This window comes from Collimonas fungivorans (assembly GCF_001584145.1).
Taxonomy (GTDB): Bacteria; Pseudomonadota; Gammaproteobacteria; order Burkholderiales; family Burkholderiaceae_D; genus Collimonas; species Collimonas fungivorans.
Genome location: NZ_CP013232.1, coordinates 3,814,041 through 3,839,728, shown reverse-complemented (window position 1 = coordinate 3,839,728; position 25,688 = coordinate 3,814,041). Strand labels below are relative to the sequence as shown.

The window sequence follows — 25,688 nt, the reverse complement described above, 5'->3', positions numbered from 1 at the left end:
AATAAAATCAGAATAAGAAATAGCGCTGCGTCATCGGCAATACGCTGGCCGGCTCGCACACCAGCAGCTCGCCGTCGGCACGCACCTCATAGGTTTCCGGATTGACTTCCATATGCGGCGTGGCGCTGTTGTGGATCATGTGGTGCTTGCGCAGGTGGCGCACGTCCTTGATCGCTACCACCGGCTTGTTCAGCTTCAGGCGTTCGCCTATGCCGTCGTCGTACGCCGCTTGCGAGACGAAGGTGAGCGAGGTCTTGAGGCCGCCGCCGTAGGCGCCGAACATCATCCGGTAGTGCACCGGCTGCGGCGTCGGGATGGAGGCGTTCGGGTCGCCCATCTGCGCCGCCGCGATCATGCCGCTCTTCAGGATGGTGGAGGGTTTGACGCCGAAGAAAGCAGGTTTCCACAGCACCAGGTCGGCGATCTTGCCGACCTCGATCGAACCCACCACATGCGCGATGCCGTGGGTGATGGCGGGATTGATTGTGTACTTGGCGATGTAGCGCTTGACGCGGAAATTGTCGGCCTGGCTGCCGCTGTCCTCGGCCAGCTTGCCGCGCTGGCCCTTCATCTTGTGCGCAGTCTGCCATGTGCGCAGGATGACTTCGCCGACCCGGCCCATGGCTTGCGAATCGGAGGACATCATGCTGATGGCGCCGATGTCGTGCAGGATATCTTCGGCCGCAATCGTCTCGCGCCGGATGCGCGATTCGGCAAACGCCACGTCTTCGGCAATCGCAGCATCCAGGTGATGACAGACCATCAGCATGTCGAGATGCTCGTCCAGCGTGTTGACGGTAAACGGCCGGGTCGGGTTGGTGGAAGAGGGCAGCACATTGCTGTTGCCGACCGCGGCGATGATGTCCGGCGCATGGCCGCCGCCGGCGCCTTCGGTATGGAAGGTGTGGATGGTGCGGTCTTGAAACGCCGCCAGCGTGTGTTCCAGGAAGCCGCCTTCGTTCAAGGTGTCGCTGTGGATTGCGACCTGCACGTCCATGCGGTCTGCCACGCTCAGGCAGTTGTCGATGGCGGCCGGGGTCGAGCCCCAGTCTTCATGCAGCTTGAGGCCGATGGCGCCGGCGCGCACCTGCTCTTCCAGCGGACCCGGCAGGCTGATGTTGCCCTTGCCGAGGAACCCAAGGTTCATCGGGAAGGCGTCGGCCGCCGACAGCATCGCATGCAGGTGCCACGGGCCGGGTGTGCAGGTAGTGGCGGCGGTGCCTGCCGCCGGGCCGGTGCCGCCGCCGAGCATGGTGGTGACGCCGCTCATCAAGGCTTCTTCCATCTGCTGCGGGCAGATGAAATGGATATGGCAATCGATGCCGCCGGCGGTGACGATCTTGCCTTCGCCGGCGATGATTTCGGTGGCGCCGCCGATCACCATGGTCACGTCCGGCTGGATATCCGGATTGCCGGCCTTGCCGATGGCGGCGATCTTGCCGCCCTTGATGCCGATGTCGGCCTTGACGATGCCCCAGTGGTCGATGATCACGGCGTTGGTGATCACGGTGTCCATCACGTCCCTATGCATACGTTGCGACTGGCCCATGCCGTCGCGGATCACCTTGCCGCCGCCGAACTTCACTTCTTCGCCATAGGTGGCGTAGTCTTTTTCGATTTCGATGAACAGCTCGGTATCGGCCAGGCGGATGCGGTCGCCGGTGGTCGGGCCATACATTTCGGCGTAGGCGTGCCTTGAGATCTTGCTCATGATTTTACTCGTTTCGCCAATGCACCCATGACCTTGCCGTTGAAGCCGTAGACGATGCGGTCGCCCGCCAGTTCCACCAGTTCCACCGTGCGTTTCTGGCCCGGCTCGAAACGTACGGCGGTGCCGGCCGCGATATTGAGCCGCATGCCGTAGGCATCCTCGCGCTCGAACAGCAGGGCCGGGTTGACTTCGTAAAAATGAAAATGCGAGCCGATCTGGATCGGCCGGTCGCCGCTGTTGGCGACGGTGACGCTGCTGCAGCGGCGGCCGACATTGAGTTCGATGTCGCCGCTCTGGATCTGCATTTCTCCTGGAATCATGTTGGCTCCGGCGCTGGTTAGGGAATGGGGTGATGCACGGTGACCAGCTTGCTGCCATCCGGGAAAGTGGCTTCGACCTGGATGTCGGGAATCATTTCGGCGATGCCGTCCATCACGTCGGCGCGCGTCAGGATCTGGCTGCCGTAGGACATCAGTTCGGCGACGCTCTTGCCGTCGCGCGCGCCTTCCATGATGGCGGCGCTGATCAGAGCGATCGCTTCCGGGTAGTTCAGCTTCAGGCCGCGCGCCAGGCGTCGTTCCGCCAGCAGGGCGGCGGTGAAGATCAGCAGCTTGTCTTTCTCTCTCGGCGTCAAGTCCATGTGGCTTTTCTTTCTTTTCTATGACGTTGGTGGTGTCGATTCATGTGTTCCAGATACGCGGTATCAATGCTTCATGTCCAAGCAGTTGCGGGCGGATCAGCTGCCAGGCTTGCATCATCCACTGCCGCGCCAGTTCGCTGGAGTGACCCAGGTGGCGCAGCACCAGGACCGACTTCACCTGCGTGACGCCGACGCCGGCCTGGCCTGCCGCCAGCTGGTTCGAGAGTTCACGCAACTGTTGTACGAAGCCAGGTGAAAACGGCTTGCCGGCCACCACCAGGGTGGCGCAGACAGTACAGCCCGCCAATCCCAGGTGGTTGTGCATGGCCGGGCTGGCGCCGCTCAGCGCGCCTTGTTCAAACCATAATAGTTTGCCGTCGCGGCGGATGCTGGTCTGCTGCGAGATGCGGCCGTTGTTGAATGTTTCGCCCGAGGCGGTGCGGCCGAAGCACAGGATTTCGCCGCCGATGTAGCGGGCTTCGCCTTGCAGTTCGACTTCATGGACCAGCGCAACCTCGGCCTGGTCGAAAAAAATGGTTTCCTGCGGTAGCCATTCCAGCGTTGCCGAATCGGCAAGCTGCAGTTTGACCTGCTGCTGCGAAAGCTTGCCGTTGGCCTGGTACCACTTGGCGGCGCCGGGCGTGGTGAGGAAAGCATGGGCGCCGGCGCCGACGTCGGCCTTGATGGCCAGCTGGTCGCCGCCCACTACGCCGCCGGGCGGATGGACGATGATGGCGTGGCAGATCGAGGGATGTTCCGGATACAGCGCCTTTTGCACGCGCAAGGGACCGTAATGGGCGCGCTCCAGCAGGCGCGTGGTGCCCTGGTCGTCGCCAAAGCGCAGCGACAGCCAGGCCTGGTTGCCGGCGCCCCGCACCGCGTCGGACGGGGCTGCGGGCAGGGTTGTGGGCACAACGGGCTCGGCGCTAGCCGGCATGGGCTGAGCAGTGAAATTATCCATGGAGCACTATACCGCCAAGTGCCGTTTCACGCTGTCGTCATCCATGCTGTCCTGGCTGCCGGCGGCCACCACTTCGCCGCGCGACAGCACCACAAAGTTGTCTGCCAGGTCACGCGCGAAATCGAAGTACTGTTCGCATAGCAGGATGCCGATGTCGCCGCGTTCGCGCAGCAGGCGGATCACGCGGCCGATGTCCTTGATGATGGAGGGCTGGATGCCTTCGGTCGGCTCGTCCAGGATGATCAGCTTGGGTTCGGCCAGCAGGGCGCGGGCAATCGCCAGCTGCTGCTGCTGGCCGCCGGACAGGTCGCCGCCGCGCCGTTGCAGCATTTCCTTCAGCACCGGGAACAGTTCGTAGACCTCATCCTTGATCAGCAGAGCCTTCTTGCCCGATTTGGTGGCCATGCCCATCAGCAGGTTTTCTTCCACCGACAGGCGGGCGAAGATTTCACGTCCCTGCGGCACATAGGCGATGCCGAGGGCGGCGCGCTGGTGCGGCTTGAGGCTGGTGATGTCGCGCCCTTCCAGCGTCACCTTGCCGCTGGCGCTGGGCAGCACGCCCATCAGGCATTTCAGCAGGGTGGTCTTGCCGACGCCATTGCGGCCCAGCAGAGCCAGGCATTTGCCTTTTTCCAGGGACAGCGAGACGCCGCGCAGGGTATGCGAGGAGCCGTAATACTGGTTCAGTTGTTCAACGTTCAGCATAGTCTTCTAGCGTCCGAGGTAAACTTCGATCACGCGCTCATCCGCCTGCACTTCCGACATCTTGCCGGCCGCCAGCACCGAGCCTTCATGCAGCACCGTGACCTTGCCCTGCTGGGCGATTTCGGCGACAAAACCCATGTCGTGCTCGACCACCATGATCGAATGTTTGCCGCGCAGTTCGTTGAGCAGCTCGGCAGTGCGCGCGGTTTCCGCATCGGACATGCCAGCCACCGGTTCATCCAGCAACAGCAGCTGCGGTTCCTGCATCAGCAGCATGCCGATTTCCAGCCACTGCTTCTGGCCGTGCGACAACAGGCCGGCCAACCGCCGTTCGTTGCCGTTCAGGCGGATCAGCCGCAGGCAGGCGTCGATCTTGTCGACCTGTTCCGAGCTCAGCCGGGAAAACAGGGTGGTTTTGACACGCTTGTCCATCTTCATCGCCAACTCAAGGTTCTCGAACACGGTGTGCTGCTCGAATACTGTCGGCCGCTGGAATTTGCGGCCGATGCCGGCGTGGGCGATGTCGTATTCGGTCAGTTTGGTCAGGTCTATGCTCTGGCCGAAGAAAGCGGTGCCGGCGCTAGGCCGGGTCTTGCCGGTGATGACATCCATCATGGTGGTCTTGCCGGCGCCGTTGGGGCCGATGATGCAGCGCAGCTCGCCTACCGAAATGTCGAGGTTCAGGTTGTTGAGCGCCTTGAAACCGTCGAAGGAAACCGTGATGTTTTCCAGGTAAAGGATGGCGCCGTGGGTGGTGTCGACGCCTTCCGGCTTGATCCGCGCATACGAGGTGCCATAGTCGGCGTGCAGGGCGTTGTCGACCTTGTCGGATGGCTGCGCCGGGTTATAGATTTGACTAATGCGTTGACTCATGCCGTCTCCTTGCCGCTCTTGAACTTGCTTTTCAACTTGTCGGCCAGGCCCAGGATGCCCTGCGGCATGAACAGCGTGACCAGGATGAAAATCAAGCCTAGGGCATACAGCCACAAATCAGGGAAAGCGCCGGTGAACCAGCTTTTCAGGCCGTTCACCGAGAAGGCGCCGATGATCGGCCCCAGCAGCGAACCGCGGCCGCCGACCGCGGCCCAGATCACCATTTCGATCGAATTCGCAGGCGACATCTCGGACGGATTGATGATGCCGACTTGCGGTACATACAGGGCGCCGGCGATGCCGCACAACACTGCCGACAAGGTCCACACGAACAGCTTGAACCAGAGCGGGTTGTAGCCGATGAACATCAGGCGCGATTCGGAATCGCGCACCGCTTGCAGCACACGTCCCAATTTGGAAGTGACGATCCAGCGGCACAGCAACAGGGCGCCGAGCAGGAAAACCAGAGTGATCAGGTACAGCGCCGCCTTGGTCGACGGCGCGGTGATCGAATAACCCAGGATGCGCTTGAAATCGGTGAAGCCGTTGTTGCCGCCGAAGCCGGTATTGTTGCGGAAGAACAGCAGCATGAAGGCGAAGGTCATCGCCTGCGTGATAATCGAGAAGTAGACGCCCTTGATGCGCGAACGGAAGGCGAAATAACCGAACACGAAGGCCAGCACGCCAGGCACCAGCACCACCAGCGCCATGCAGTACCAGAAATGATCGGTCAGCGACCAGAACCAGGGATAGGTTTTCCAGTCGAGGAACACCATGAAGTCGGGCAGGTTGCTTTGATAGACGCCATCGCGGCCGATGGCACGCATCAGGTACATGCCGTGGGCGTAGCCGCCCAGCGCAAAAAACACGCCGTGGCCGAGCGACAGGATGCCGGTATAGCCCCACACCAGGTCGAGCGCCAGCGCCGCCATGGCGTAGCACATGAACTTGCCGACCAGGGCCACCGTGTAGCTGGAAATGTGCAGCGCATGGCCGGCAGGGAAGGCCAGGTTGAGCACGGGCAGCAAGGCCAGGATCACGCTGCAGAAGATGATGCCGGTCCACGCCGGGCGTGAAAACAAAGGAGTCTTGGCTGCCGCGATTTGCTGCAGGGTGGGCCCTGATGCCGGGATAGTTGCTGTGCTCATTCGACGCTCCTGCCTTTCAGTGCAAACAGGCCTTGCGGACGTTTTTGAATGAAGACGATGATGAATACCAGGATGGCGATCTTGGCCAGCACCGCGCCGGCCACCGGTTCCAGGAACTTGTTGACCTCGCCCAGGCCGAAAGCGGCGATCACGGTGCCGGCCAACTGGCCGACGCCGCCCAGCACCACCACCATGAAGGAATCGACGATATAACCTTGCCCCAGGTCCGGGCCGACGTTGCCAAGCTGCGACAGCGCCACGCCGCCGAGGCCGGCGATACCGCAGCCGAGGCCGAAAGTCATCATGTCGATCTTGCCGGTGGAGACGCCGACACAGGACGCCATACGGCGGTTCTGCATCACCGCCCGCACAAACAGGCCGAGCCGCGTCTTGTTCAGGATCAGCCACACCGCCAGCACCACAAACAGCGCGAAGAAAATGATGACGATGCGGTTATACGACAGCACCAGCGAACCGAGCACGGTGACGCCGCCCGACATCCAGCTGGGATTGGCGACCTCGACGTTCTGCGCGCCGAAGACGGAACGCACCAGCTGCATCAGCATCAGGCTGATGCCCCAGGTGCAAAGCAGGGTTTCCAGCGGCCGGCCATACAGCCAGCGCAGCACCAGCCGCTCCAGCACGATGCCGACCGCGGCGGTGACGATGAAGGCGGCCGGCAGCGCGACCAGCAGGTAACCGTCCAGCGCGCCCGGGAAATACTGGCGGAACAGCAGCTGGCAGACATAGGTAGTGTAGGCGCCTATCATCAGCAGTTCTCCGTGCGCCATGTTGATGATGCCCATCAGGCCGAAAGTGATGGCCAGTCCGAGCGCTGCCAGCAGCAGCACGCTGCCGAGCGAGATGCCGTAAAACACCTTGCCGATGAAGTCGACCGTCGCCAGGTGGCGGTCCAGTACGCCCAGGGTGCGCACCGCTTCGATGCGCACTGCCGGATCAGGCTCGATGTAGCTGCCATCGGGATTCTTGTCGAGCAGGTTTTGCAGCGCCGGACGCAGGTTGGCGTTGGTGCTGCCGGCCAGGGTCTGCACAGCGGCCTTGCGGGTAGCTGGGTCGGCCGAATGCAGGTTGGCCGTAGCGATCACCTGTTGCAGGACGGCCTGGATTTCGGGATCGCTTTCCTGGTGCAGGGCTTTGCTGACCAAGGGAATTTGCGCCGGGTCGGCGGTTTTTATCAGTTCTGTGGCGGCGGCAATGCGCTGGTTGCGGTTGGCCGAAAACAGCTTCAGGCCGGACAGAGCGCCTTCGACTACGCCGCGCAGACGGTTGTTGACGCTGATGCCCTCTGCATCGTCGGGAGTGGGCAAGGTCTGGTCGGTGGCAGGATTGAACGCGTGAGTGTCGTCGACGATCAGCACCGTGCCGTCGGGTTGAGCGTACAGGGCGTCGGTATTCAGGGCATTCAGAATCTTCAGCGCGTCGTCGTTGGCCAGCGCCGCGATCTGGTTGACGGCAACAATGCGCGCGTCAGGATCGTCGCCGGCCAGCGGCTTGAGCAGCGCCGGATCGATCTTGGCATGCGCCAGCGTGATCTGCAGGCACAAACTTGCAATGAGAAGAATTTTTCTTGAAATTTTCATTAGTCTGTTTAGCGCCACCTGAAAGCAGTTAAATGGGGTCAGAGTTTTTTTTCGCGCCTTTTGCGAAAATTACTCTGACCCCATTTAACGGGCCACGGAGTAATTACGTTTCCATACGGTTTGGTTTGCCGCTAGCTGACACGCATACGTTCCCTTATGAAATTCAAAGCAGCCAGCGTTACAGCTTCTGCTTGCCTTCATTGCCCGGAATGTAGGGACTCCAAGGCTGCGCACGGATCGTGGTCTTGGTCTTGTTGACGACGTTGAACTGGCCGTCAGCCTTGATTTCGCCGATCATTACGGGTTTGTGCAGGTGATGGTTGGTAGCGTCCATTTCCAGTTCATAGCCGGACGGCGCTTTGAATTTCTGGCCGGACATGGCGGCGATGACTTTGTCGGTGTCTGTCGACTTGGCTTTTTCCACCGCCTGTTTCCACATGTAGATGCCGACGTAGGTCGCTTCCATCGGATCGTTGGTGACTACGGTGCTGGCATTCGGCAATTTCTTGGCGACGGCGTAGGCTTTCCATTTCTTGATGAAGGCAGTGTTGACCGGATTCTTCACCGACTCGAAATAATTCCATGCAGCCAGGTGGCCCACCAGCGGCTTGGCGTCGACGCCGCGCAGTTCTTCTTCGCCCACCGAGAACGCTACCACCGGCACATCGGTTGCCTTCAGGCCGGCGTTGCCCAGTTCCTTGTAGAACGGCACGTTGGAATCGCCGTTGATGGTCGAGATCACAGCGGTTTTACCGCCGGCGGAGAACTTCTTGATGTTGGCGACGATGGTCTGGTAATCGGAGTGGCCGAACGGTGTGTAGACTTCGTCGATGTCCGCATCTTTCACGCCCTTGCTGTGCAGGAAGGAACGCAGGATCTTGTTGGTGGTGCGCGGGTACACATAGTCGGTGCCCAGCAGCACGAAGCGCTTGGCGCCGCCGCCTTCCTTCGACATCAGGTATTCGGTGGCCGGGATCGCTTGCTGGTTAGGCGCTGCGCCGGTGTAGAACACATTCTTTTCCAGTTCTTCGCCTTCATACTGCACCGGATAGAACAGCAGGCTGTTGAGCTCCTTGAATACCGGCAGCACCGATTTGCGCGAGACCGAGGTCCAGCAGCCGAACACCACCGACACCTTGTCCTGCGAAATCAGCTGGCGCGCCTTTTCTGCGAACAGCGGCCAGTTGGAGGCCGGATCGACCACCACCGGTTCCAGTTTCTTGCCCATCACGCCGCCGTTGGCATTGATCTCTTCGATCGCCATCAGGGCTACATCCTTGAGCGAAGTTTCGGAGATAGCCATGGTGCCCGATAATGAATGCAGGATGCCTACCTTGATGGTGTCCGCGGCAAAGGCAGACGGCAGCCATGCGCTGGCGGCCAAGGCGAAAGCGCCGAGTGCGGTAGCTTTCAGAACGGTGCGACGTGACATGAATTTCTCCTCCGGTAGTGAGTTATAAAAAACAGAAAAAACACGAGTAAAGAAAGCACGCGGCAAGCCTGGAACGGGGATGCGTTGATTACACAATGGGATTAGCAGAATGCATGCCAGTGAGGAGGGGAGGCGCCGTGCACCGGATTCAGGGAGAACTACTTGAATTTGGAGCAATATTGGCGCAAGCGAGACAGGCGGCGCCCATATTTGGTGAGATGAGATTTTGGTGCAGGATAAGCGCACCAGTGTGGTGCCGCTCCATGCGGTGACGCAATGGCCAGCGCGGAAATGATGTCGATTGGTGCAGGAAATCCGGAGCTGGCTGGCCAGCCCCGGTCTTTAATTCAAGGAACGATGGTGGTAAACAGGTAGACCGCAAAAATCACCAGGTGCACCGTGCCTTGCATGACCGTGGTGCGGCCGGTGCCGAGCGACAGCGTGGCGACGATGAACGACAGCAGCAACAGCACGGTCGATTTGACGTCCAGGCCGAGCGACAAGGTCCAGCCGGTGGTGAGCGAGACGATGGCCACCGCCGGAATGGTCAGGCCGATGCTGGCCAGCGCCGAACCCAGCGCCAGGTTGAGGCTGGTCTGCAGGCGGTTGGCGCGCGCGGCCCGCACCGCGGCCAGTCCTTCCGGCAGCAGCACCACCGCGGCAATGATGATGCCGACCAGTGTCTTGGGCGCGCCGACGCTTGCCACCGCGGTTTCCAGGGCCGGCGCCAGCGACTTTGCCAGCAGCACTACCGCTCCCAGGCAAACCAGCAGCAGGCCGCCGCTGATCGCCGCTACCTTGATCGTCGGCGGCGCTGCGTGGACATCTTCGTCGTTGACTGCTTCCGTCGGCAAAAAGTAGTCGCGGTGGCGCACGGTCTGCACCAGCACGAAGGTGCCGTACAGTATCAGCGAGATGATGGCGATGAACGCCAGCTGGCTGGCGCTGTAGTACGGACCGACTGCCGTCGAGGTGTAGTTGGGCAGCACCAGCGTCAGCACCGCGATCGCCGCCAGCGTCGCCAGCGAAGCGCTGACGCCCAGCTGGCCGAAGCTCTGTTCCTTGTGGCGGCTGGCGCCGACCAGCAGGCAGATGCCGACGATGCCGTTGAGGATGATCATGATGGCTGCAAACACGGTATCGCGCGCCAGCCCCGTGGTTTCTTCGCCGCCGGCCAGCATCAGCGAGACGATCAGCGCTACTTCGATCAGGGTTACCGCCAGCGCCAGCACCAGCGTGCCGTACGGTTCGCCGACCCGGTGCGCAACCACCTCGGCGTGATATACCGCCGCCAGCACGCTGCCGAGCAAGCCCGCCACCAGCAATATCGTATAAAAGCCGCCAAGATTAAAGCTTGAGCCGCCAAGCAAGAGCCAGCCGACGACCGGAGCCGCGATGGACCATATGGGGAGTGCAGGGGAAATTTTCATATGGCGATTGGACACGCATCAAGCATTTTTTGCAAGTATTGCGTGGAAAGCCCGTTTGACCGAGTGCAGCGCCGGTTATATAATTTCCTGGTCGAAAAAGGCCGGAGCGGTAATTGGTAAGCCCGCTCCCTTCCTGTTTCCAGGAAGCCCTGCTCTCGTGCCTGCATGAGAACCCGCGGCGAACCCGGCGCTTGTGCGCCCAACGGGTTCGTTCGGGCATGCAGCTTCCATCTCTCCGCATTCCACGGTCGAACCCGGTTTTGACTTTCGGAGAACCGCCATGCAATTGAACCACATCGACCTGCCCGTACCCGACGTTGCGGCTACCTCGGCTTTTTTCCAGGAGTACCTGGGCTTCCAGCACCTGCAAACCATGGGCGACCATGAGATGGTCATCCTGCGCGGCGAGGGCGGCCTGGTGCTGGTGCTCAACCGCAAGGCCGCCACGGACAGCGGCGCTTTCCCGGACTCATTCCATATCGGCTTCCTGCTGGATTCAGACCAGGCGGTGCACGATGCTTACGCCCGGCTGGCCGCTGCGCCGTTCGAGCAGATCAGTCTGGTGCAGGAATCGCGCGGCGCCTGCGTGTTCTTCCTGCAAGCGCCGGGCGGGATCCGGATAGAAATCAGCCACCGCCAAGGGTAGAGCTGCTCACCGCACCAGGCCCAGTAACCGGGATTTGCCGCGCATGGCGGATTCCGGCTGCGCGCTTTTTCCTGCAACCGGCACCGTCATCAATTTTTCCAGCGCCCTGGCCAGCTTGACCCGGCCCGCCGCCGACATCCTTGTCATCGGCAGGCGCAGTTCGTCCTGTATCTGGCCTTGCATGGCCAACGCTGCTTTGACCGGACCAGGATTCGGTTCCGAAAACAGCAGCTGGATCATCGGCAGCAACTGCTTGAACAGGGCGCGCGCCGAGCCGAGCTGTGCGGTGCGCACCAGTTCGAACAAATGCACAAACAGGTCAGGCCGTATGTGCGCGGCGGCGGAAATGGCGCCGTGTCCACCCAGGCACAGCGTATTGAACAGCAAACTGTCGTCGCCGCACAGGATACGCAGGTCGGTGCGGTTGATCAGTTCCATGGTTTGCGCCAGGTTGCCGCTGCTTTCCTTGATCGCTACGATATTGGCGTGCTGTTCCAGCGCGCTTACGGTAGCGATATCAATATTGACACCGGTCCTGGCAGGGATGTTGTACAAGATCAGCGGACTCTCGGCGACCGCGGCCAGCGCTTCGAAATGCAGCCGTATGCCTTCCTGCGACGGTCGTACGTATGACGGCGCCGAAACCAGGAAAGCGGCCGGGCGCAATGCGTTCAGGCGCTCGATTTTTTCCGTGACCGCGCGCGTGTCGCTGCCGCTGATGCCCATCGCCACCGGGCAGCGGTCCTGCGTCGCTTCCATCACGCTGCACAACATTTTTTCTTGCTCGTGCTCGCTCAAGGTCGCGGCCTCGCCGGTGGTACCGCACACCACCAGGCCGTGGACACCGGCGGCGGACAGGTTCAGGGCTAGCTGCTGGGCGCCGTAGAGATCGAGTTTGCCTTGTCGGAAAGGCGTGACGAGAGGAACCCAGATACCTTCAAATATGGACATGGTTTGCTGTTTTCAGTAGGAGTGGGAGAAATTTGGCGGCGGCGCTCATGCCGGCAGCAGCGGTGTGATGCGGCCGAATTCTGCCTGCGGCAAGGCGCGCATGATGTTGCCGATGACGGCGTCGATCGAGTTCTTGCTCAGGCACAGCCAGAATTTCATCTTGCTGGCGTGGTCAACTGGCTTGACCCGCATATAGATCATGAGGTCGCCGCAGGTGCTGACGATGACGCGGCGCAGCTCTGCCACAGAAGCGGCATCCACGGTGATGCGCATCATGAAATCTTTTTGAACGGGAAGTGTCGGCTGGCGATACGTATGCGAAGGGAAAGGCAAGGCAGGAACCTGGATTTTTCTTGAGACGGCAGCGGGAAGCGAAGAGAAGCGCCATGCTGCGGGAATTGCCTGATTCATAGAGAGTATCTACTGGTCGTTTTGATGATTACAGATTAGCAGGCAGGACGTAAAGATTCTCTAAAAAGGGATGGCGGGCATGTAAACGCCGCGTAAAAATTGCGTGCTGTTCCTGTCCCGCCAATGGTTCAGGCTACGCTGTTTTTTGCAGACAGGTATTTGCTCGGAGAGACTCCCAGCGAGCGCCTGAACATGGCGATGAATGCACTCAGGCTGTCATAACCGAGATCGATGGCGATGGCGGTGACCGGCTGTCCCGCCATCAGCAGTTCCAGGGCGCGCATCAGGCGCGCGCGCTGGCGCCATTCGGAGAAGGGCATGCCGGTTTCCGCGGCGAAACGCCGGGTCAGGGTCCTGGGTGCAATCGCAGCCCACTCGGCCCACTGCTGCAGGCTGCGCTGGTCCGCCGGGTTGTCGGCCAGGGCCAGGGCGATTTTTTTCAGGCGTCGCTCGGCCGGCAACGGCAGCGCCAGTTTTTCTCGCGGCAGGCTGGCGATTTCGTCAAGGATGACAGCCAGTACACGTGCCTGCATTTGATTGACAGTGAGTGCATCCGACCAGCCTGCCGCCCGCAATGCCGCTGCGCGCAACAAGCCGGAAACCTGCAGCACCAGCGCTTGCCGCGGCAGCTGCGCATGGGCGGCAGGCGAGACATAAACGCTCCAGCCGTCGAACGGGCCGTGCGACCGCAGGCTGTGCGGCTGCCCGCCGGGTATCCAGACGGCGTGGCTGGGCGGCACCACCAGCCGCTCGGCGCCGGTATCTATGCTGAGCAAACCGCTGGCGGCGGCGATCAGCTGGCCGCGCGCATGGTTATGGCGCGGCGTGGCGCGGAAGTCGTCGCTGCGGCAATGCACCGCAATGACTTCCGGCCCGTCCTGGCCATCGGCGCGGGCCGGGTCCAGCAGGGTGTGTGGTTTGGCTTGCATGCGACATATTATGGCTTAATAGCGCAAGCCAGGCCATTTTCTGCATCGCATACTAAAGGCTCCATATTAAAAGGAGCACAAACATGCGAGCAGAAGACATTCTTCCAAACCACGTCGATAGCGGCGATTTCAACGGTACAGTGGTGCGCAAGGGCACTGTCGGCGCTTTCCTGGTCAACGCCCGTACCTTCCTCGATCCGTCGGCCACGACCGCCAGCCGCCGCCAAGCGGAGCAGCATATGGCGGAAGCCGTTGCGACGCTGGATGCACTAGGCTTGTTCGAGGTATTCGCGCTGCGCGATCCGGTCTTGCAGGCTTTTGTCGAGCGGCATCGCTGAAGCCAGGGGGATTGCTAGGGCGTCGCGGGCAGGCACTGCCGTATGCCGGCGGCGACGGCGCGGGCGGCTTTGCCGGCAAACTGCGGCGACGCCAGGCGCGGCTCCTGGTCGGGATTGGCCAGCACGCCGACCTCGATCAGCAAGGCTGGTGATTCGGCGGTCCTCAGCACCGCCAGTTCGTCGAAGCGATGGATGCCCAGCTGGCGGTCAAGCAAAGGGCGGTTTTCACCCGGGACAGGAACGGCGTGATACAGCGAAGGGTGTTCGCCGATGTCCTGCAGGCGGAGGCCGATGCTTTTGGCGCAGTCCAGGCTGCGCGCGTAGTATGGCTTGCTGGCGGAAACAAACAATGCGTAGCCGGAAAATTCGCGGCTCCTGCCGGCGTCGAGCCAGGCTTGCTGCATCGAATCGTGATGGATGGAAACGAACAGCGCCGCCTTGGCGCTGGCTTTGGTCCGCGCCGGCAAGGAGGGCGGCGAGCCTTGCGCGGCGACATCGATCACATCCAGTCCCTGCGCTTTTAATGCCAGGCCGAGGGCGAGGGTGAATTGCCGGTTGAGGTCGAACTCGCGGCTGCCGCCGGGGCCGGTGGCGCCGGGATTCTCCGTGGTATGGCCGGTATCGACCACCACCTGCTGGGCGCCGCAGCCGGCGGCCGGGAGGCCGTATAGTAAAACCAGGCCGGCAGCCGCCAGGACCAGCTTGCCGCCGGCCAGCCGCTTCATTTGTCGGACGCCAGGCGCCGCCGGTCCAGGGGTTTCAGGTCGGCTTCCATGTGCGACGCCAGATGGTCGATGAAGACACGCATTTTTGGCGCCAGGTAGCGCGTCGGCAAGTACTGTATGAAAGCCGTGCCCTGGTAGGCGGCGATGAATTCCCAGTCGGTGAGCACGGCTTTGACCAGCCCTTGCTCAAGGGCGTTGCGCACGATGAAGTAGGGCAGGCAGCCGATGCCCAGGTTCTGCAGCACGCCGTCCAGGCGCGCTTCGCTGTGGTTGACGATATAACGGCCGCGCACCTTGATGATGGTGGTTTCGCCCTGGCGCATGAAGTGCCAGTCGGAGTCGCCTGGATTTTCGCCCAGATAGAGACAACTGTGGCTGCACAGGTCTTGCGGCTGTTTCGGCGTGCCGTGCTGGGCCAGGTAGCTGGGGGTGGCGCACAGCACCTGGTCGATCGACATCAGCGGCCGCGCCACCAGGCCGTCGGCCGGCTGGCTGGTAATGCGGATCACCAGGTCGGCGTCGTCGTTGATCAGGTCGACGTGGCGGTCGGTGAGTATCAGCTGCACATCGACCTGCGGGTATTTTTCGAGGAAACTGGCAATCAGCGGCGTCACCACGCCCTTGCCGAAGGCTTTCGGCATGCCGACCCGCAGCAGGCCCTGCGGCACCGCAACGAACTTGTCTGCGACCTCCATCGCCGCCTTGGCCGCGCCCACCATCTCCAGGCAGCGCTGGTAGGCTTCGCTGCCGGATTCGCTCAGGCGCAGCTTGCGGGTGGTGCGTTCCAGCAATCTGACGGATAATGCCTGTTCCAAACGCGACACCTGGCGGCTGACAGCCGAGGGCGTCATGCCAAGCTCCAGCGCCGCAGTCGAAAAACTGCCGGTTTCCACTACCCGGACGAACACTGCCATGTCCGGCATCAGCTTGATATATCGATTAGCTCCCATTTGTTCCCGCCGTGCACAAGTGTTGTTCTGAATACATAGATTATCGTATTTGCTGGAATAAAACATAATTACATTCATTAGTGATTGTTTTTATTGATTTATTCATACTATCTAGTTTTTGAATGTCGGAGCGCCCATGATTCAGCCGCTAAAAAGAATACGCAGCATCGACGACCTGAAACTGGTTGCGGCTCACTGCGAGCATGTCCTGACTTTGTTCAGTGGTGGACTGGATAGTACCTATGCCTTGAAGTGCCTGGTCGACAGCGGTTGCCGCGTCACGGCGCTGACGGTGGACCTGGGCGAGGGCATCAACGCCGCCGACCTGCAGCAGATCACAGCGCACTTCGGCGCCGAGCTGCTGGTGATCGACGGCCAGCAAGCGTTCGCCGAAGATGCCGTGCTGCCGGCGATCCGCGCCAATGCCCGCTACATGGGCATCTATCCGATCAGCTCGTCGCTGTCGCGCCCGATCATCGCCCGCTTCGCGGTCGAAACCGCCTTGCGCCTCGGCTGCAACGCCATCGTCCATACCGCCAACCAGTCGCAGAACACCCTGCGCCGCCTGAACGGCGCGATTGCGCAACTCGGTTACGCCGGTTATTACGGCACGCCTTACGAATACACCGCGATCTCCCGCGAAGAAAAAATCGAAGCCTTGCGCGCAGCCGGCCTGCCGCACTTCCAGGCGCGCGGCATCAGCGGCGACGCCAACCTGTGGTGCCGAGAATTCGAATCCGGTTCGCTCGACAATCCGGAATCGTTCTGGGTGCCGGAATCGTTGTTTGACTGGACTGCCGCGGTCGATCCGGCGCCTGTCAGCAGCGAGCTGTCGATCAGGTTCGACGGCGGCCGCCCGGTCGCCATCGACGGCGAGGCTCTGCCGCTGGTGGAACTGATCGCACACCTGAACCGCCGTGTCGGCGCCTTCGGCATCGGCCGCTATTGCGGCCTGGAACATCTGGAGCAGGGCGAGAAGGTGCTGGAAGTACGCGAAGCGCCGGCCGCCATGGTGCTGCTGGAAGCGTACCGGCACCTGGAGACCGCGGTGCTGGATGCTGAACTGCTGCGCGAAAAACTGCACATGGAACAATTGTGGGTGCGGGAAGCCATCGAAGGACGCTGGTTCACGCCTCTGCGCGCCGCTACCGATCGCTTCATCCAGGAAACCGTGCAATATGTCAGCGGCACCGTCAACTACCGCTTGCGCGCCGGCGCTGCCGATGTCTGCGCGATCCGCGCCGATGCGCCGCTGTACCTGACCGACCGCGACAGCTGGGAAAAGGATATTGCCGCGCAGCGCTCCAGCCGGCAGCTTTCTTTGCCGACGAATTCCGTGCTGGATGCCAGCAAGCTGCTGGCCGAGGAAAACTAAATGGAAATCGACGTCTTGGCGCCCATCAGGATCGCCCCGCCCATTATCGACCATCTCAGCAGCGAGCTGCGCCAGCGGCAATTCAGCGTGATGTCGGGCCGCGCCGTGCAAGCTGCCTGCGATGTCGATCCGGCGACCTGGGACGAGTTCGCCAGCTGCTGGAACAACCTGCCGCAAGACAAGTACATGGGCGACAACGGCAACTATCGTTTCCGTCGCTACAGCGCATTCGAACTGGACAGTGCCGAAGGCGTGCTGCAGCAGCTGCCGCATGCGCCATACGTGCAGCCAAGCTACATCAATAAACTGAATGGCGATATTGCCCGCCATTTCGAGCCGCTCGAGCAGCACTTCATCGATAACCCTTTCCTGTCCGGCCTGCTGCTGTCGCTGGCGCAAGTGTTCGACAGGGTCGAGGGCGACAGCGGCAAATGGAATATCCGCCTGCACCCTTACCGCATACGCGCCAGCTCCCATGTTCCGGGCAACCCGACGCCGGAAGGGCTGCACCGCGACGGCGTCGACTACATCGTGACCATGATGGTGCGCCGTCATAACGTGGCCGGCGGCGAAACTTATATTACCGATGTCGCCGGCAAGCTGATGTGCCGCTATACCTTGACCGATCCGATGGACCTGATGCTGGCCGACGATGCCCGCACCATGCACGGCGTGACCAAGGTGCTGCCGTATGAAGCCAAGCGTGAAGCATTCAGAGACGTGCTGGTGATTGCCTATACCAGAACTTAAGCTTAACCAGGCGTGCTTGATTGAGTGTGCTTAGTTAAGTGTGATCTACCCCTGACCAATATCCTCGGTGCTCCCGCCGTTTGTTCCGCTCAGCCTCCACCTAGGCGGAACGTTTTTTTTTCTTAACTGATAGCGCCGGTGGCGCTATCCGGAGTAAAGCGAAGTGACGATCTCATCTGCCAGCCGATCCCCCAACTCATCTGCCAAAGGTCTCTGGTTCGCCGACTTGCTGTTGCTGCTGGTTGCGATCGTCTGGGGCACCAGCTATGGCGTCGCCAAGGACGCGCTGGTGTTTTATCCGGTGCTGGGATTTGTCGCGATCCGGTTTTGCATGACCTTTTTTTTGCTGCTGCCCAGCCTGCGCCAGCTGGCCAGGCCGGAAGGACGGGCGGCATTGCGTGCCGGCGTGCCGCTGGGCCTGATCCTGCTTGCCATCTTTATTTGCGAAACCTTCGGCGTAGCGCTGACGCAGGCTTCGAACGCCGCTTTCCTGATCAGCCTGTGCGTGGTTTTCACGCCTTTCGTCGAATGGCTGGTGATGGCGCAACGGCCGCCGGTCAGCGCCTTCGTGGTGGCTTTTGTCTCGCTCTTCGGCACCTGGCTGCTGACCATCGGCAGTAACCTCACATTCAACCTGGGCGACGGCCTGATGCTGGCGGCGGCTTTATTGCGCGCCTTCATGATGGTCATGACCAAACGCCTGACGGTCGACAAGGATATGTCCAACCTGACCCTGACCGCGGTGCAATCCGGCGTAGTCGGTTTCGGCTGCCTGCTGGTCGCCAGCCTGTTCATGCAAGGCGGATTGCCGCCGCTGCCAAGCGACCCGAGCTTCTGGGTGAGCACGGTTTACCTGGTGTTGTTTTGCACCATCTTTGCTTTTTTTGCGCAGAACTATGGACTGCGGCGCAGCAACCCGACCCGGGTTTCCCTGTTGATGGGAAGCGAGCCGGTATTCGGCGCACTGTTCGCATCTTTCTGGCTCGGCGAAAAACTTGGCGCGCTGTCCTGGGTCGGCGGCGCGCTGATTGTCGGCGCCACTTTATGGGCCACATTGCCGCGTTCGATGATTAATTTTGGTGCGTTTTTTTCGACGCGGAATATCAAGCCGGAGAGTGCTCCCATCATCGGTGCGGGAATCGATTCGAGCCAATGAATACAAGGGTTTTAACGGGGTTTTAACGAAAACATGGATGCAGCGAAATACATGATTCGATAGAAGAAAATATCAGTTCAATTTCTATTGTTTCTTGAGCGCAATTGATTTATTCTGGATCGTCAGACAGATAGTTTTGAATCATAAAAAAAGATGTGAAGCGTTGATTTTTCACACGGCATCCGCTCCAAAAGAGTCATCGATGCCGTGGTTAATCCTCAAGAGGGAAGTCTCATGATTTGCACCAGATTCAATTCGATCTCCATCCGCCCGTGCCGCTCGCGCTGCTCATCAATTGCAGCGCACAGCACCGCGGCAGCTCCCGATCTTCCGGCATCGCCAGCGCTCTCGCTGCGGCCATCCAGTTAACGGACATCACGTCTCGTTAAAACCCTGCATCACAACCGGTGATGCAGACTCCAGCGCCAAATCAACTTTGCATTGCCGATCGCAATGCCGGGCTGCGGCGTCTTTTATCTGTTCCATTCAAGAGGAATAAGCAAATGAAATCGGAAATATCAGCGAAAGTACTAGCAGCAAATTTTGCGATTCCCCAGGCTTCGGCGTTGTCATTGGCGCTGTCCCTGGTGTTTGCATCATTGTCTGTCCACGCAGCCGTGGCGGACAACAGCGCTTGGGTCACCACCAAGACCCAAGCGTTCTTGCCGCAAGTCCAAGCGAATCAAAAGAGCGTGGCAGCCGATGCCAGCGTGGTAACCCCAGCCGCAACCGCCGTGCAGCTGGCGCAAGGCGAACCGGTCCATGTGACGCTCAGCCTGAACCTGCGCAATGAAGCCAAGCTCGACAAGTTCCTGCAGGACCTGCACACACCTGGCACCGCTTCCTACGGCAAATTCCTGACACCGGCGCAATTCGCCGCGGAATATGCGCCTACGGAAAAAGATGTGGCCAAAGTGGTTGCCCATCTGAGCAAGTCCGGTTTTGTCAACATCCAGGTCGCGCCGAACCGCCAGCTGGTGACAGCCGACGGCACTGCAGCCACCGTGCAAACCGGCTTCCGCACTGCGCTGAAACGCTTCCAGCAAGACGGCCGCAAGGTGTTTGCCAATACCGATGCAGCACAAGTGCCTGCCGCATTGAGCGGCATCGTCGATTCGGTGCTGGGTTTGCAAAACGTTGCGATCGCCCAGACCCACCATCGCTGGGTGCAGACGCCTGAAGCCGGCGTGAGCGCACAGGCTAAAGTCACGGTCAATGCAACGCCGGTGGCGACAGCGCACAGCCCGGTGCAATTCCCTGCGATCTATAACGTCGGCACCACGCCGACTGCTTCGAACACCGTGGTCGGCATCATCTCGGCAGGCGATCTCAGCCCGACGATTACCGACCTGAAAACCTTCACTACAGCCAAGGGCCTTGCCACCGTCAATACCCTGGTGGTGAAAACCGGTGCTGCCGGCGCCGACTATAGCGACACTTCCGGCCAAGTCGAATGGAACCTCGACAGCCAGACCATCACAGGCACTTCCGGCGGCGTCAAGCAGCTGATTTTCTACGCGTCGCCTGACATGAGCTTCAGCGGCATCACTGCAGCCTACAACCGTGCAGTGACTGACAACGTGGCCAAGGTCATCAACGTTTCGCTCGGCGGCTGCGAATCGGATACCCATAGCGACGGCACCCAGGCAGCTGACGACAAGGTGTTCAAGCAGGCTGTGGCGCAAGGCCAGACATTCTCCATTTCGACCGGAGATGCTGGTACTTACAACTGCCAGACCAGCTCGATTTCCGGTGCGCCTGGCGTACCGAAAAACAAGTCGACCTATGATGTCAGCGAACCGGCTACTTCGCCTTACGTCATCGCTGTCGGCGGCACGACCCTGTACACCAACTCCGGCGCCTACAGCAGCGAAACCGTGTGGAACGAAGGCCTGAGCGCGATCGGCACCTACGACGACGCAGGCGACTACGATTCCACCAAGCGCCTGTGGGCAACTGGCGGCGGCTACAGCAAATACGAAACGGCGCCAACTTACCAAACAGGTGTGATTGCTTCCGGCAAGACCACCCGCGGCCTGCCGGACATCGCGTTTGATGCCGCCAGCGCCAGCGGCGCCACCATCTACTACAACACCCAGACCGGTACGGTCGGCGGCACCAGCTTGTCGGCGCCGATTTTCGCCGGCGTCTGGGCCCGCCTGCAATCGGCCAACAACAATGCCCTGGGTTTCCCGGCAGCCAGCTTCTACAAGTATTTCCCGGTTGCCGCCAACGCTTCGCTATTGCATGACGTGACTTCCGGCACCAACGGCGCCAGCAGCTCGTACGGCTACAAGGCAGCAGCAGGCTGGGATGCAACTACTGGTTTCGGTAGCCTGAATATCGGCAACCTGAATACCTTCGTCAAGAACACCACGGACTTTGCACGTTAATCGTCCGCGGTTTTTGTAGTTAGCTTGTTTGAAATCGCCGCCGCGGTTCGATCCGGTCCGCGGCGGCGACGAAATGGCGGTACCTGCAGTGATCGGATTGTGTTTGCATGCGAGGAACCGGAGATGAACAAATCGAATTTCAGATGGATTGTTGCCGCCCTTGTGCTGGGCGCCGGCGGTATCTATGCCGTTTTTTCGGTGGACGATTCGATCGCGCAAACCGGAACTCAGGCCGCGCTTGCGGCCCATGCGCAGGGCGGCTCCTCAGCCGCCGCAGCGACGACCGCATCGCCGGGATTGTCGGCGAAGGCGCAAGACGCCGTAAATATCAATCCATTTGGAAAATAGTAATCGCCCGGGCCTGAACCGGGCAAGCAATCAAGGAAGAACCAGCAATGACCGCATATCTGCAACGACAAGACCGGCTGGCGCTGGTGACACAGGCCACGGCAAACGTTACCGGCAAGCGATTCTGCTCGCATCACCAGGGTGAAGTCTCGGTGACGGAAGGCGATTTCGTGTTGCGCAATAAATCCAAGCGCTGGATCTGTTTCCGTTGCCAGGAACGCAGCCGCCAGCGCCGCGATGCACTGGCCAAACAGGTCGGATAATAATTCTTTGTGCTAGCGAAACGCCGCAAGCGGATCGTATTGCGGTTCCGGAGCATCGTCTGCCGCCTTGGCAGGATTTCCCCGCTTGATGAAGCTGACTGAAGTGACGCGCCATTCGCCGCGCTGCAGCTGCCAGCCGTGTATCACTTTCTGCCAGCCCGGTTTCAGGTAAAGCTGATTGTCGCGCTCCAGCTCCCAGTGGCCGGCTTCCCATACATACCAGCCACCCACATAATTCCAGAATCCAGGACTCCACACCAGCCCGGCGCGCGGGGCCGGCTCGGCTTCCGTTTTTGGTGCCGGCGGCGCGTTCTTGAGAATGATGTCGGGACCGCCCTGGGTCCTTGACGGCAAGCTGGCGAACGATGAAAAGCGGCCGGCGATGATCGCTGCGATGCTCAGAGGGTGTTTCAATTTGCGCTCCTGAAGTTGTCCAGTGCTATCGATTCTACGAAGCGCGAATTTCAGGAATGTGTCCCGTGCATTTGCTTACACTTTTCACAGTTGACTTACAGCGCCAGGCCGGTATGTCGAGCGCGGCGCGGAGCCGCGTCCCCGCGCGGTTTCTCTATGAAAATTCCTGTTTTTGCAGAGGCAGCGGCAGCGGCTGCGGCCACCGCGGCGGGCTTGCAAATAGATTAATAAAGCACGATCCGGTGCAGCCCGAATAGAGGATTCCGACTAATGCAAGGTAAAAATTTTATCTAGTTGTTTCGCTATGTGTCGGCCACGCTTGGGATATATTACTGACCGAAGCGCCATAAAAATAAAACCAGGAGATGCCATGACACCGAACCGCCGCGTAACATTTTTCCATTCGCCGAACACCCGCTCGACGGGCGCCCGCATCCTGCTTGAGGAGCTGGGCGCCGACTACCAGCTGCACGCGCTCAACATGAAGGCGGGCGAGCAGCGCGGTCCTGCATACCTGGCGATCAATCCCATGGGCAAAGTGCCCGCGATCCGCCATGGCGAAGCGCTGATTACAGAACAGGTCGCGGTCTTCCTGTACCTGGCCGACCTGTACCAGGATGCCGGCCTGGCGCCCGCGCTGGACGATCCGCTGCGCGGCCCGTACCTGCGCTGGATGGTGTACTACGGTTCCTGTTTCGAGCCGGCGGTGGTCGACCGGGCGCAAAAGCACCCGCCGGTGGCGCCGTCGACTTGCCCTTACGGCGATTTCGATACGATGCTGAAGACCTTGACTGACCAGTTGGCCAGCGGACCCTATATCCTGGGTGAAAAATTCAGCGCCGCCGATGTACTGTGGGGCACCGCACTGACCTGGACCACGGCTTTCCAGCTGGTGCCTATGTCGCCGCTGATCCAGGCTTATATCGACCGGGTCAATGCACGCCCGGCCGCACAGCGCGTCAAGGCCCTCGACGCCGAACTGGCGGCGCAGCATGCCAGCCAAGTCGCGGCCAAGGCCTGAAAGCAGACTTTCACAACGCCTGCCGCCGTTCTGCTAATAAAACAGGGGCGGCAGGCACTAACATTAAAAAACGGAGCCTGCCTTGAATACTGTCACCAACCTGCTGATTGCCCTGGTCGCCTTGCTACACGTGTATTTCCTGGTGCTTGAAATGTTCTTGTGGGATAAGCCGTTCGGCCTCAAGACTTTCAGGCTGACGCCGGAGTTCGCCGCCGCCTCCAAGGCGCTGGCCGCCAACCAGGGTTTGTACAACGGCTTCCTGGCTGCCGGCCTGGCCTGGGGTTTGTGCCTGGGTACGCCGGGGTATGCGATCAAGATCTTTTTCCTGGCCTGCGTGGTCATCGCCGGCATCTTCGGTGCGCTCACGGTCAGCCGCAAGATCTTGTACATACAGGCAGTGCCGGCTATCGTCGCTCTCGGCTTGCTGACACTGGCGTAATTATTGTGGCTGCGAGCGTGCCGCCAGCACGGCGGCATGCAACGAGAGCAGGGCGCCGCGCAGCGTTGCCGAAATCTCCGGGTGCAGGACGATCTCGTCTTCGCTGAGGTGCGAACCAAGGATGGGGACGGTGACCGATGCCGCTTCGACAATCTGCGCCGACATCATCGTCACGATTTCCCTTAAGGATGCCTGGGCGTGCACCGCCCTCGGCGAGGCATTCAGCAATGCCACCGGCTTCAGCACAAAAGCTTCGCAACCCACCATCCAGTCGAGAGCATTCTTCATGGCGCCGGTAATGCCGTGCGCATACTCCGGGCTGGCGATCAGCAGGGCGTCGGCGGCCACGATCCGGCTGCGCAGATCTGCCACAGGGGCCGGGTCGCTGGCTTCGATATCGGGATTAAACAGGGGCAAGTCGCCCAGGCCACGGTACAGCGTCACGCTGGCGCCGGCCGGCGCCAGGCGCGCCATGGCCCGCAACAGGGCCGAATTGTGGGAGGCAGCACGCAGGCTGCCTGAGATGGCGAGGAATTTCATGGCGCCCGAGGAAGTTTCACAGACCGCCATTATGCCAAGCAAATCAGCAATCCTGGTCAGTTGCGTCATGCGGCCACGCCATACAATTGCCGCTATGCCGGATTGCAGCATGCGGTCCGGATCTTTCGTTTAACCTGGAGACGACATGCGTTTTCTGTCCGCGGCGGTATTGACCCTGATTTGCAGCATGTTCACGGCGCCGGCATCGGCCCGCGGCGAGCAGACGAATATAGGCTTCCTCAGCCTCACCACCAGCGGCGAGTATGCCGTGCCGGTGGCGGTCTGGTATCCGACCGCCGAGCCGCAGGTCGAATGGCAGGCCGGCCCCTATACTATCCACGCCACTCGCGGCGCCGCCATCACCTCTGGACTACATCCGCTGATCATCCTGTCGCACGGCAGCGGCGGCAGCGAATTCGGCCACAGCGACCTGGCAGAAGCCCTGGCCGGACACGGTTATGTAGTGGCGGCGCCGCGCCATCTTGGCGACAGCTATGACCAGCCTGAGGGCAGGTTCACCGACGTGCAGATCATCGGCCGTCCGTGGCAGGCAGCAGCAACGCTGGATGCGGTCCTGGCCGACCAGCGGATCGGTGCGGCGATCGACGCCGGGCGCATCGGCATGGCCGGCTTCTCTGCCGGCGCCTATACCACCATGGTGATGGCCGGCGCCAAACCGGACCCCGCTTTATACAGTGCCTATTGCGCGGCGCACGTCGACGATCATGAAGTGTGTCCGGACGGCAGCCATGCGAAACTCCGGATTACCCGTCCCGGCTGGAGCGTGCCGGCCGATAAACGGGTGCGCGCCGCGGTAGCCATGGCGCCGTTCAGCATCATGTTCGATGCAAAAAGCGTGGCGGATGTGACGATACCGTTGCGCATCTATAAAGCCAGCGACGACCAGGTCTTGCGCAATCAATGGAACACCGACCATCTGCTGAGCCTGCTGCCGGCCAGCGTCGAACGTGGCGAGCTGGCCGGCGGCCATTACGTATTCATTGCGCCTTGCAGCGCTGTCATGAAGTCCAGGACGCCATACTTGTGCGTGGACGCCCCTGGAGTGGACCGGGTTGCGGAGCATGCGCAATTAAATGCCGAAATTGTCGACTTTTTTAACCGAAAACTGCCGAAACCCGATTGAACAGCCCTGGGTCGCGCATCTTTTAAGCATTCGGCTGCTTCCGGTTATAGAATTGAAGTTTTCACGAACGGATACTTCAATGCCAAGCTCCACCCACATCGGCGCTGCAGCCGCAATCCAGGGCCTGAACGGCTGGACCGCAACCGATGGCCGCGATGCGATTCAAAAGACTTTCCTGTTTGCCGACTTCAACGCGGCTTTCGGCTTCATGACCCAGGCGGCTTTGCTGGCGGAAAAAATGGACCATCACCCCGAGTGGTCCAACGTCTATAACCGCGTGGTCGTGCTGCTGACGACCCATGACGCCAACGGCGTTACCGATCTCGACGTGCGCCTGGCGCAATTCATGGACCGTCACGCCGCCGCTGCCGTCAAAAATTGAACAAGCACGCTG

The 25,688-nt window shown here is 60.7% G+C and carries 29 protein-coding genes; 12 read left to right on the top strand and 17 right to left on the bottom strand.

Features of this window, described 5'->3' with window-relative positions:
- Positions 1-7: 7 nt before the first annotated feature.
- The 10 genes from ureC to CFter6_RS16435 form a co-directional block, all read right to left on the bottom strand.
- Positions 8-1,711 (bottom strand): urease subunit alpha, encoded by a 1,704-nt coding sequence (gene ureC / locus CFter6_RS16480; protein WP_061540851.1) that lies wholly within the window; start codon positions 1,709-1,711, stop codon positions 8-10.
- Complete coding sequence (locus CFter6_RS16475) at positions 1,708-2,031, bottom strand: urease subunit beta (protein WP_061540850.1); 324 nt, start codon at positions 2,029-2,031, stop codon at positions 1,708-1,710. Before CFter6_RS16475 ends, ureC begins: the two co-directional genes overlap by 4 nt.
- 17 nt (positions 2,032-2,048) lie before the next feature.
- Positions 2,049-2,351, bottom strand: coding sequence for an urease subunit gamma (locus tag CFter6_RS16470; RefSeq protein WP_061532893.1), 303 nt, complete (start codon positions 2,349-2,351; stop codon positions 2,049-2,051).
- A gap of 40 nt (positions 2,352-2,391) precedes the next feature.
- The gene (locus CFter6_RS16465; protein ID WP_082814837.1) at positions 2,392-3,312 is read right to left on the bottom strand and encodes an urease accessory protein UreD; all 921 of its coding nucleotides are present in this window, start codon (positions 3,310-3,312) and stop codon (positions 2,392-2,394) included.
- Between the two features lie 6 nt (positions 3,313-3,318).
- A complete protein-coding gene (gene urtE / locus CFter6_RS16460) occupies positions 3,319-4,017 on the bottom strand; it encodes an urea ABC transporter ATP-binding subunit UrtE (RefSeq protein WP_061540848.1) in 699 nt (232 codons plus the stop codon).
- 6 nt (positions 4,018-4,023) lie between these two features.
- Positions 4,024-4,890: an urea ABC transporter ATP-binding protein UrtD gene (gene urtD, locus CFter6_RS16455; protein ID WP_014006828.1), complete on the bottom strand. Its 867-nt coding sequence runs from the start codon at positions 4,888-4,890 to the stop codon at positions 4,024-4,026.
- Positions 4,887-6,038, bottom strand: coding sequence for an urea ABC transporter permease subunit UrtC (gene urtC / locus CFter6_RS16450; RefSeq protein ID WP_236904306.1), 1,152 nt, complete (start codon positions 6,036-6,038; stop codon positions 4,887-4,889). Before urtC ends, urtD begins: the two co-directional genes overlap by 4 nt.
- Positions 6,035-7,639 carry an urea ABC transporter permease subunit UrtB gene (gene urtB / locus CFter6_RS16445; protein ID WP_061540847.1) on the bottom strand — a complete coding sequence of 535 codons (1,605 nt, stop codon included), beginning with the start codon at positions 7,637-7,639 and terminating at the stop codon, positions 6,035-6,037. The genes urtC and urtB overlap by 4 nt, the downstream gene beginning before the upstream one ends.
- A 178-nt stretch (positions 7,640-7,817) precedes the next feature.
- Positions 7,818-9,071, bottom strand: a complete 1,254-nt coding sequence (urtA, locus tag CFter6_RS16440; RefSeq protein WP_041742114.1) for an urea ABC transporter substrate-binding protein — start codon at positions 9,069-9,071, stop codon at positions 7,818-7,820.
- Between the two features lie 347 nt (positions 9,072-9,418).
- Positions 9,419-10,501 carry a calcium:cation antiporter gene (locus CFter6_RS16435; RefSeq protein ID WP_061540846.1) on the bottom strand — a complete coding sequence of 361 codons (1,083 nt, stop codon included), beginning with the start codon at positions 10,499-10,501 and terminating at the stop codon, positions 9,419-9,421.
- A 280-nt stretch (positions 10,502-10,781) separates the two neighbouring features.
- Here CFter6_RS16435 and CFter6_RS16430 point away from each other — a divergent pair, with 280 nt between their 5' ends.
- Positions 10,782-11,147, top strand: a complete 366-nt coding sequence (locus CFter6_RS16430) for a VOC family protein (protein WP_061540845.1) — start codon at positions 10,782-10,784, stop codon at positions 11,145-11,147.
- A 6-nt stretch (positions 11,148-11,153) separates the two neighbouring features.
- On the opposite strand, the gene dapA is transcribed toward CFter6_RS16430, so the two are convergent.
- From dapA to CFter6_RS16415, 3 genes are all read right to left on the bottom strand, one after another.
- Positions 11,154-12,098 (bottom strand): 4-hydroxy-tetrahydrodipicolinate synthase, encoded by a 945-nt coding sequence (gene dapA, locus CFter6_RS16425; RefSeq protein WP_061540844.1) that lies wholly within the window; start codon positions 12,096-12,098, stop codon positions 11,154-11,156.
- Between the two features lie 45 nt (positions 12,099-12,143).
- Complete coding sequence (locus tag CFter6_RS16420) at positions 12,144-12,374, bottom strand: hypothetical protein (protein WP_236904305.1); 231 nt, start codon at positions 12,372-12,374, stop codon at positions 12,144-12,146.
- A 263-nt stretch (positions 12,375-12,637) separates the two neighbouring features.
- Positions 12,638-13,438: an AraC family transcriptional regulator gene (locus CFter6_RS16415; RefSeq protein WP_061540843.1), complete on the bottom strand. Its 801-nt coding sequence runs from the start codon at positions 13,436-13,438 to the stop codon at positions 12,638-12,640.
- Positions 13,439-13,521: 83 nt separating this feature from the next.
- On the opposite strand from CFter6_RS16415, the gene CFter6_RS16410 reads away from it, so the two are divergent.
- A complete protein-coding gene (locus CFter6_RS16410) occupies positions 13,522-13,776 on the top strand; it encodes a hypothetical protein (RefSeq protein WP_061540842.1) in 255 nt (84 codons plus the stop codon).
- Between the two features lie 14 nt (positions 13,777-13,790).
- Here CFter6_RS16410 and CFter6_RS16405 read toward each other — a convergent pair whose 3' ends face one another.
- Positions 13,791-14,501 (bottom strand): N-acetylmuramoyl-L-alanine amidase, encoded by a 711-nt coding sequence (locus CFter6_RS16405; protein ID WP_061540841.1) that lies wholly within the window; start codon positions 14,499-14,501, stop codon positions 13,791-13,793.
- Positions 14,498-15,451, bottom strand: a complete 954-nt coding sequence (locus tag CFter6_RS16400; protein ID WP_061540840.1) for a LysR family transcriptional regulator — start codon at positions 15,449-15,451, stop codon at positions 14,498-14,500. Before CFter6_RS16400 ends, CFter6_RS16405 begins: the two co-directional genes overlap by 4 nt.
- Before the next feature lie 136 nt (positions 15,452-15,587).
- Here CFter6_RS16400 and CFter6_RS16395 point away from each other — a divergent pair, with 136 nt between their 5' ends.
- From CFter6_RS16395 to CFter6_RS16370, 6 genes are all read left to right on the top strand, one after another.
- Entirely contained in the window at positions 15,588-16,826 is a 1,239-nt protein-coding gene (locus CFter6_RS16395) for an argininosuccinate synthase-related protein (RefSeq protein WP_061540839.1), read from the top strand.
- On the top strand, positions 16,827-17,576 hold the full coding sequence (locus tag CFter6_RS16390; RefSeq protein ID WP_061540838.1) for a 2OG-Fe dioxygenase family protein: 750 nt from the start codon (positions 16,827-16,829) through the stop codon (positions 17,574-17,576).
- A gap of 163 nt (positions 17,577-17,739) precedes the next feature.
- Complete coding sequence (locus CFter6_RS16385; protein WP_061540837.1) at positions 17,740-18,732, top strand: DMT family transporter; 993 nt, start codon at positions 17,740-17,742, stop codon at positions 18,730-18,732.
- A gap of 503 nt (positions 18,733-19,235) precedes the next feature.
- A complete protein-coding gene (locus tag CFter6_RS16380; protein ID WP_061540836.1) occupies positions 19,236-21,125 on the top strand; it encodes a S53 family peptidase in 1,890 nt (629 codons plus the stop codon).
- A gap of 123 nt (positions 21,126-21,248) precedes the next feature.
- Positions 21,249-21,473: a hypothetical protein gene (locus CFter6_RS16375; RefSeq protein WP_061540835.1), complete on the top strand. Its 225-nt coding sequence runs from the start codon at positions 21,249-21,251 to the stop codon at positions 21,471-21,473.
- Positions 21,474-21,520: 47 nt separating this feature from the next.
- Complete coding sequence (locus CFter6_RS16370; protein WP_061540834.1) at positions 21,521-21,736, top strand: hypothetical protein; 216 nt, start codon at positions 21,521-21,523, stop codon at positions 21,734-21,736.
- 12 nt (positions 21,737-21,748) lie between these two features.
- Here CFter6_RS16370 and CFter6_RS16365 read toward each other — a convergent pair whose 3' ends face one another.
- The gene (locus CFter6_RS16365) at positions 21,749-22,150 is read right to left on the bottom strand and encodes a hypothetical protein (RefSeq protein ID WP_061540833.1); all 402 of its coding nucleotides are present in this window, start codon (positions 22,148-22,150) and stop codon (positions 21,749-21,751) included.
- 370 nt (positions 22,151-22,520) lie between these two features.
- Between CFter6_RS16365 and CFter6_RS16360 the strand changes: the two genes are divergently transcribed.
- Both CFter6_RS16360 and CFter6_RS16355 read left to right on the top strand, forming a co-directional pair.
- Positions 22,521-23,171, top strand: coding sequence for a glutathione S-transferase family protein (locus tag CFter6_RS16360; protein ID WP_061540832.1), 651 nt, complete (start codon positions 22,521-22,523; stop codon positions 23,169-23,171).
- An 82-nt stretch (positions 23,172-23,253) separates the two neighbouring features.
- Positions 23,254-23,610, top strand: a complete 357-nt coding sequence (locus tag CFter6_RS16355; RefSeq protein WP_061540831.1) for a DUF1304 domain-containing protein — start codon at positions 23,254-23,256, stop codon at positions 23,608-23,610.
- On the opposite strand, the gene CFter6_RS16350 is transcribed toward CFter6_RS16355, so the two are convergent.
- Entirely contained in the window at positions 23,611-24,219 is a 609-nt protein-coding gene (locus CFter6_RS16350) for an NADPH-dependent FMN reductase (protein ID WP_417924772.1), read from the bottom strand. It abuts the gene before it with no gap.
- 76 nt (positions 24,220-24,295) lie between these two features.
- On the opposite strand from CFter6_RS16350, the gene CFter6_RS16345 reads away from it, so the two are divergent.
- A complete protein-coding gene (locus CFter6_RS16345) occupies positions 24,296-25,294 on the top strand; it encodes an alpha/beta hydrolase family protein (protein WP_061540830.1) in 999 nt (332 codons plus the stop codon).
- 46 nt (positions 25,295-25,340) lie between these two features.
- Positions 25,341-25,676: a 4a-hydroxytetrahydrobiopterin dehydratase gene (locus CFter6_RS16340; RefSeq protein ID WP_417924807.1), complete on the top strand. Its 336-nt coding sequence runs from the start codon at positions 25,341-25,343 to the stop codon at positions 25,674-25,676.
- The last annotated feature ends 12 nt before the right edge of the window (positions 25,677-25,688 follow it).

Excerpts from the sequence above, each read along its gene's own strand:
- CFter6_RS16390 (WP_061540838.1), top strand. The coding sequence starts at position 16,827 with ATGGAAATCGACGTCTTGGCGCCCATCAGGATCGCCCCGCCCATTATC.
- CFter6_RS16465 (WP_082814837.1), bottom strand. The coding sequence starts at position 3,312 with ATGGATAATTTCACTGCTCAGCCCATGCCGGCTAGCGCCGAGCCCGTT.
- CFter6_RS16430 (WP_061540845.1), top strand. The coding sequence starts at position 10,782 with ATGCAATTGAACCACATCGACCTGCCCGTACCCGACGTTGCGGCTACC.
- CFter6_RS16350 (WP_417924772.1), bottom strand. The coding sequence starts at position 24,219 with ATGACGCAACTGACCAGGATTGCTGATTTGCTTGGCATAATGGCGGTC.
- CFter6_RS16475 (WP_061540850.1), bottom strand. The coding sequence starts at position 2,031 with ATGATTCCAGGAGAAATGCAGATCCAGAGCGGCGACATCGAACTCAAT.
- CFter6_RS16380 (WP_061540836.1), top strand. The coding sequence starts at position 19,236 with ATGAAATCGGAAATATCAGCGAAAGTACTAGCAGCAAATTTTGCGATT.
- urtC (WP_236904306.1), bottom strand. The coding sequence starts at position 6,038 with ATGAGCACAGCAACTATCCCGGCATCAGGGCCCACCCTGCAGCAAATC.
- CFter6_RS16395 (WP_061540839.1), top strand. The coding sequence starts at position 15,588 with ATGATTCAGCCGCTAAAAAGAATACGCAGCATCGACGACCTGAAACTG.
- urtB (WP_061540847.1), bottom strand. The coding sequence starts at position 7,639 with ATGAAAATTTCAAGAAAAATTCTTCTCATTGCAAGTTTGTGCCTGCAG.
- CFter6_RS16375 (WP_061540835.1), top strand. The coding sequence starts at position 21,249 with ATGAACAAATCGAATTTCAGATGGATTGTTGCCGCCCTTGTGCTGGGC.
- urtA (WP_041742114.1), bottom strand. The coding sequence starts at position 9,071 with ATGTCACGTCGCACCGTTCTGAAAGCTACCGCACTCGGCGCTTTCGCC.
- CFter6_RS16435 (WP_061540846.1), bottom strand. The coding sequence starts at position 10,501 with ATGAAAATTTCCCCTGCACTCCCCATATGGTCCATCGCGGCTCCGGTC.
- CFter6_RS16360 (WP_061540832.1), top strand. The coding sequence starts at position 22,521 with ATGACACCGAACCGCCGCGTAACATTTTTCCATTCGCCGAACACCCGC.
- CFter6_RS16410 (WP_061540842.1), top strand. The coding sequence starts at position 13,522 with ATGCGAGCAGAAGACATTCTTCCAAACCACGTCGATAGCGGCGATTTC.
- urtE (WP_061540848.1), bottom strand. The coding sequence starts at position 4,017 with ATGCTGAACGTTGAACAACTGAACCAGTATTACGGCTCCTCGCATACC.
- CFter6_RS16370 (WP_061540834.1), top strand. The coding sequence starts at position 21,521 with ATGACCGCATATCTGCAACGACAAGACCGGCTGGCGCTGGTGACACAG.
- ureC (WP_061540851.1), bottom strand. The coding sequence starts at position 1,711 with ATGAGCAAGATCTCAAGGCACGCCTACGCCGAAATGTATGGCCCGACC.
- CFter6_RS16345 (WP_061540830.1), top strand. The coding sequence starts at position 24,296 with ATGCGTTTTCTGTCCGCGGCGGTATTGACCCTGATTTGCAGCATGTTC.
- CFter6_RS16420 (WP_236904305.1), bottom strand. The coding sequence starts at position 12,374 with ATGATGCGCATCACCGTGGATGCCGCTTCTGTGGCAGAGCTGCGCCGC.
- CFter6_RS16470 (WP_061532893.1), bottom strand. The coding sequence starts at position 2,351 with ATGGACTTGACGCCGAGAGAGAAAGACAAGCTGCTGATCTTCACCGCC.
- CFter6_RS16405 (WP_061540841.1), bottom strand. The coding sequence starts at position 14,501 with ATGAAGCGGCTGGCCGGCGGCAAGCTGGTCCTGGCGGCTGCCGGCCTG.
- CFter6_RS16400 (WP_061540840.1), bottom strand. The coding sequence starts at position 15,451 with ATGGGAGCTAATCGATATATCAAGCTGATGCCGGACATGGCAGTGTTC.
- urtD (WP_014006828.1), bottom strand. The coding sequence starts at position 4,890 with ATGAGTCAACGCATTAGTCAAATCTATAACCCGGCGCAGCCATCCGAC.
- dapA (WP_061540844.1), bottom strand. The coding sequence starts at position 12,098 with ATGTCCATATTTGAAGGTATCTGGGTTCCTCTCGTCACGCCTTTCCGA.
- CFter6_RS16415 (WP_061540843.1), bottom strand. The coding sequence starts at position 13,438 with ATGCAAGCCAAACCACACACCCTGCTGGACCCGGCCCGCGCCGATGGC.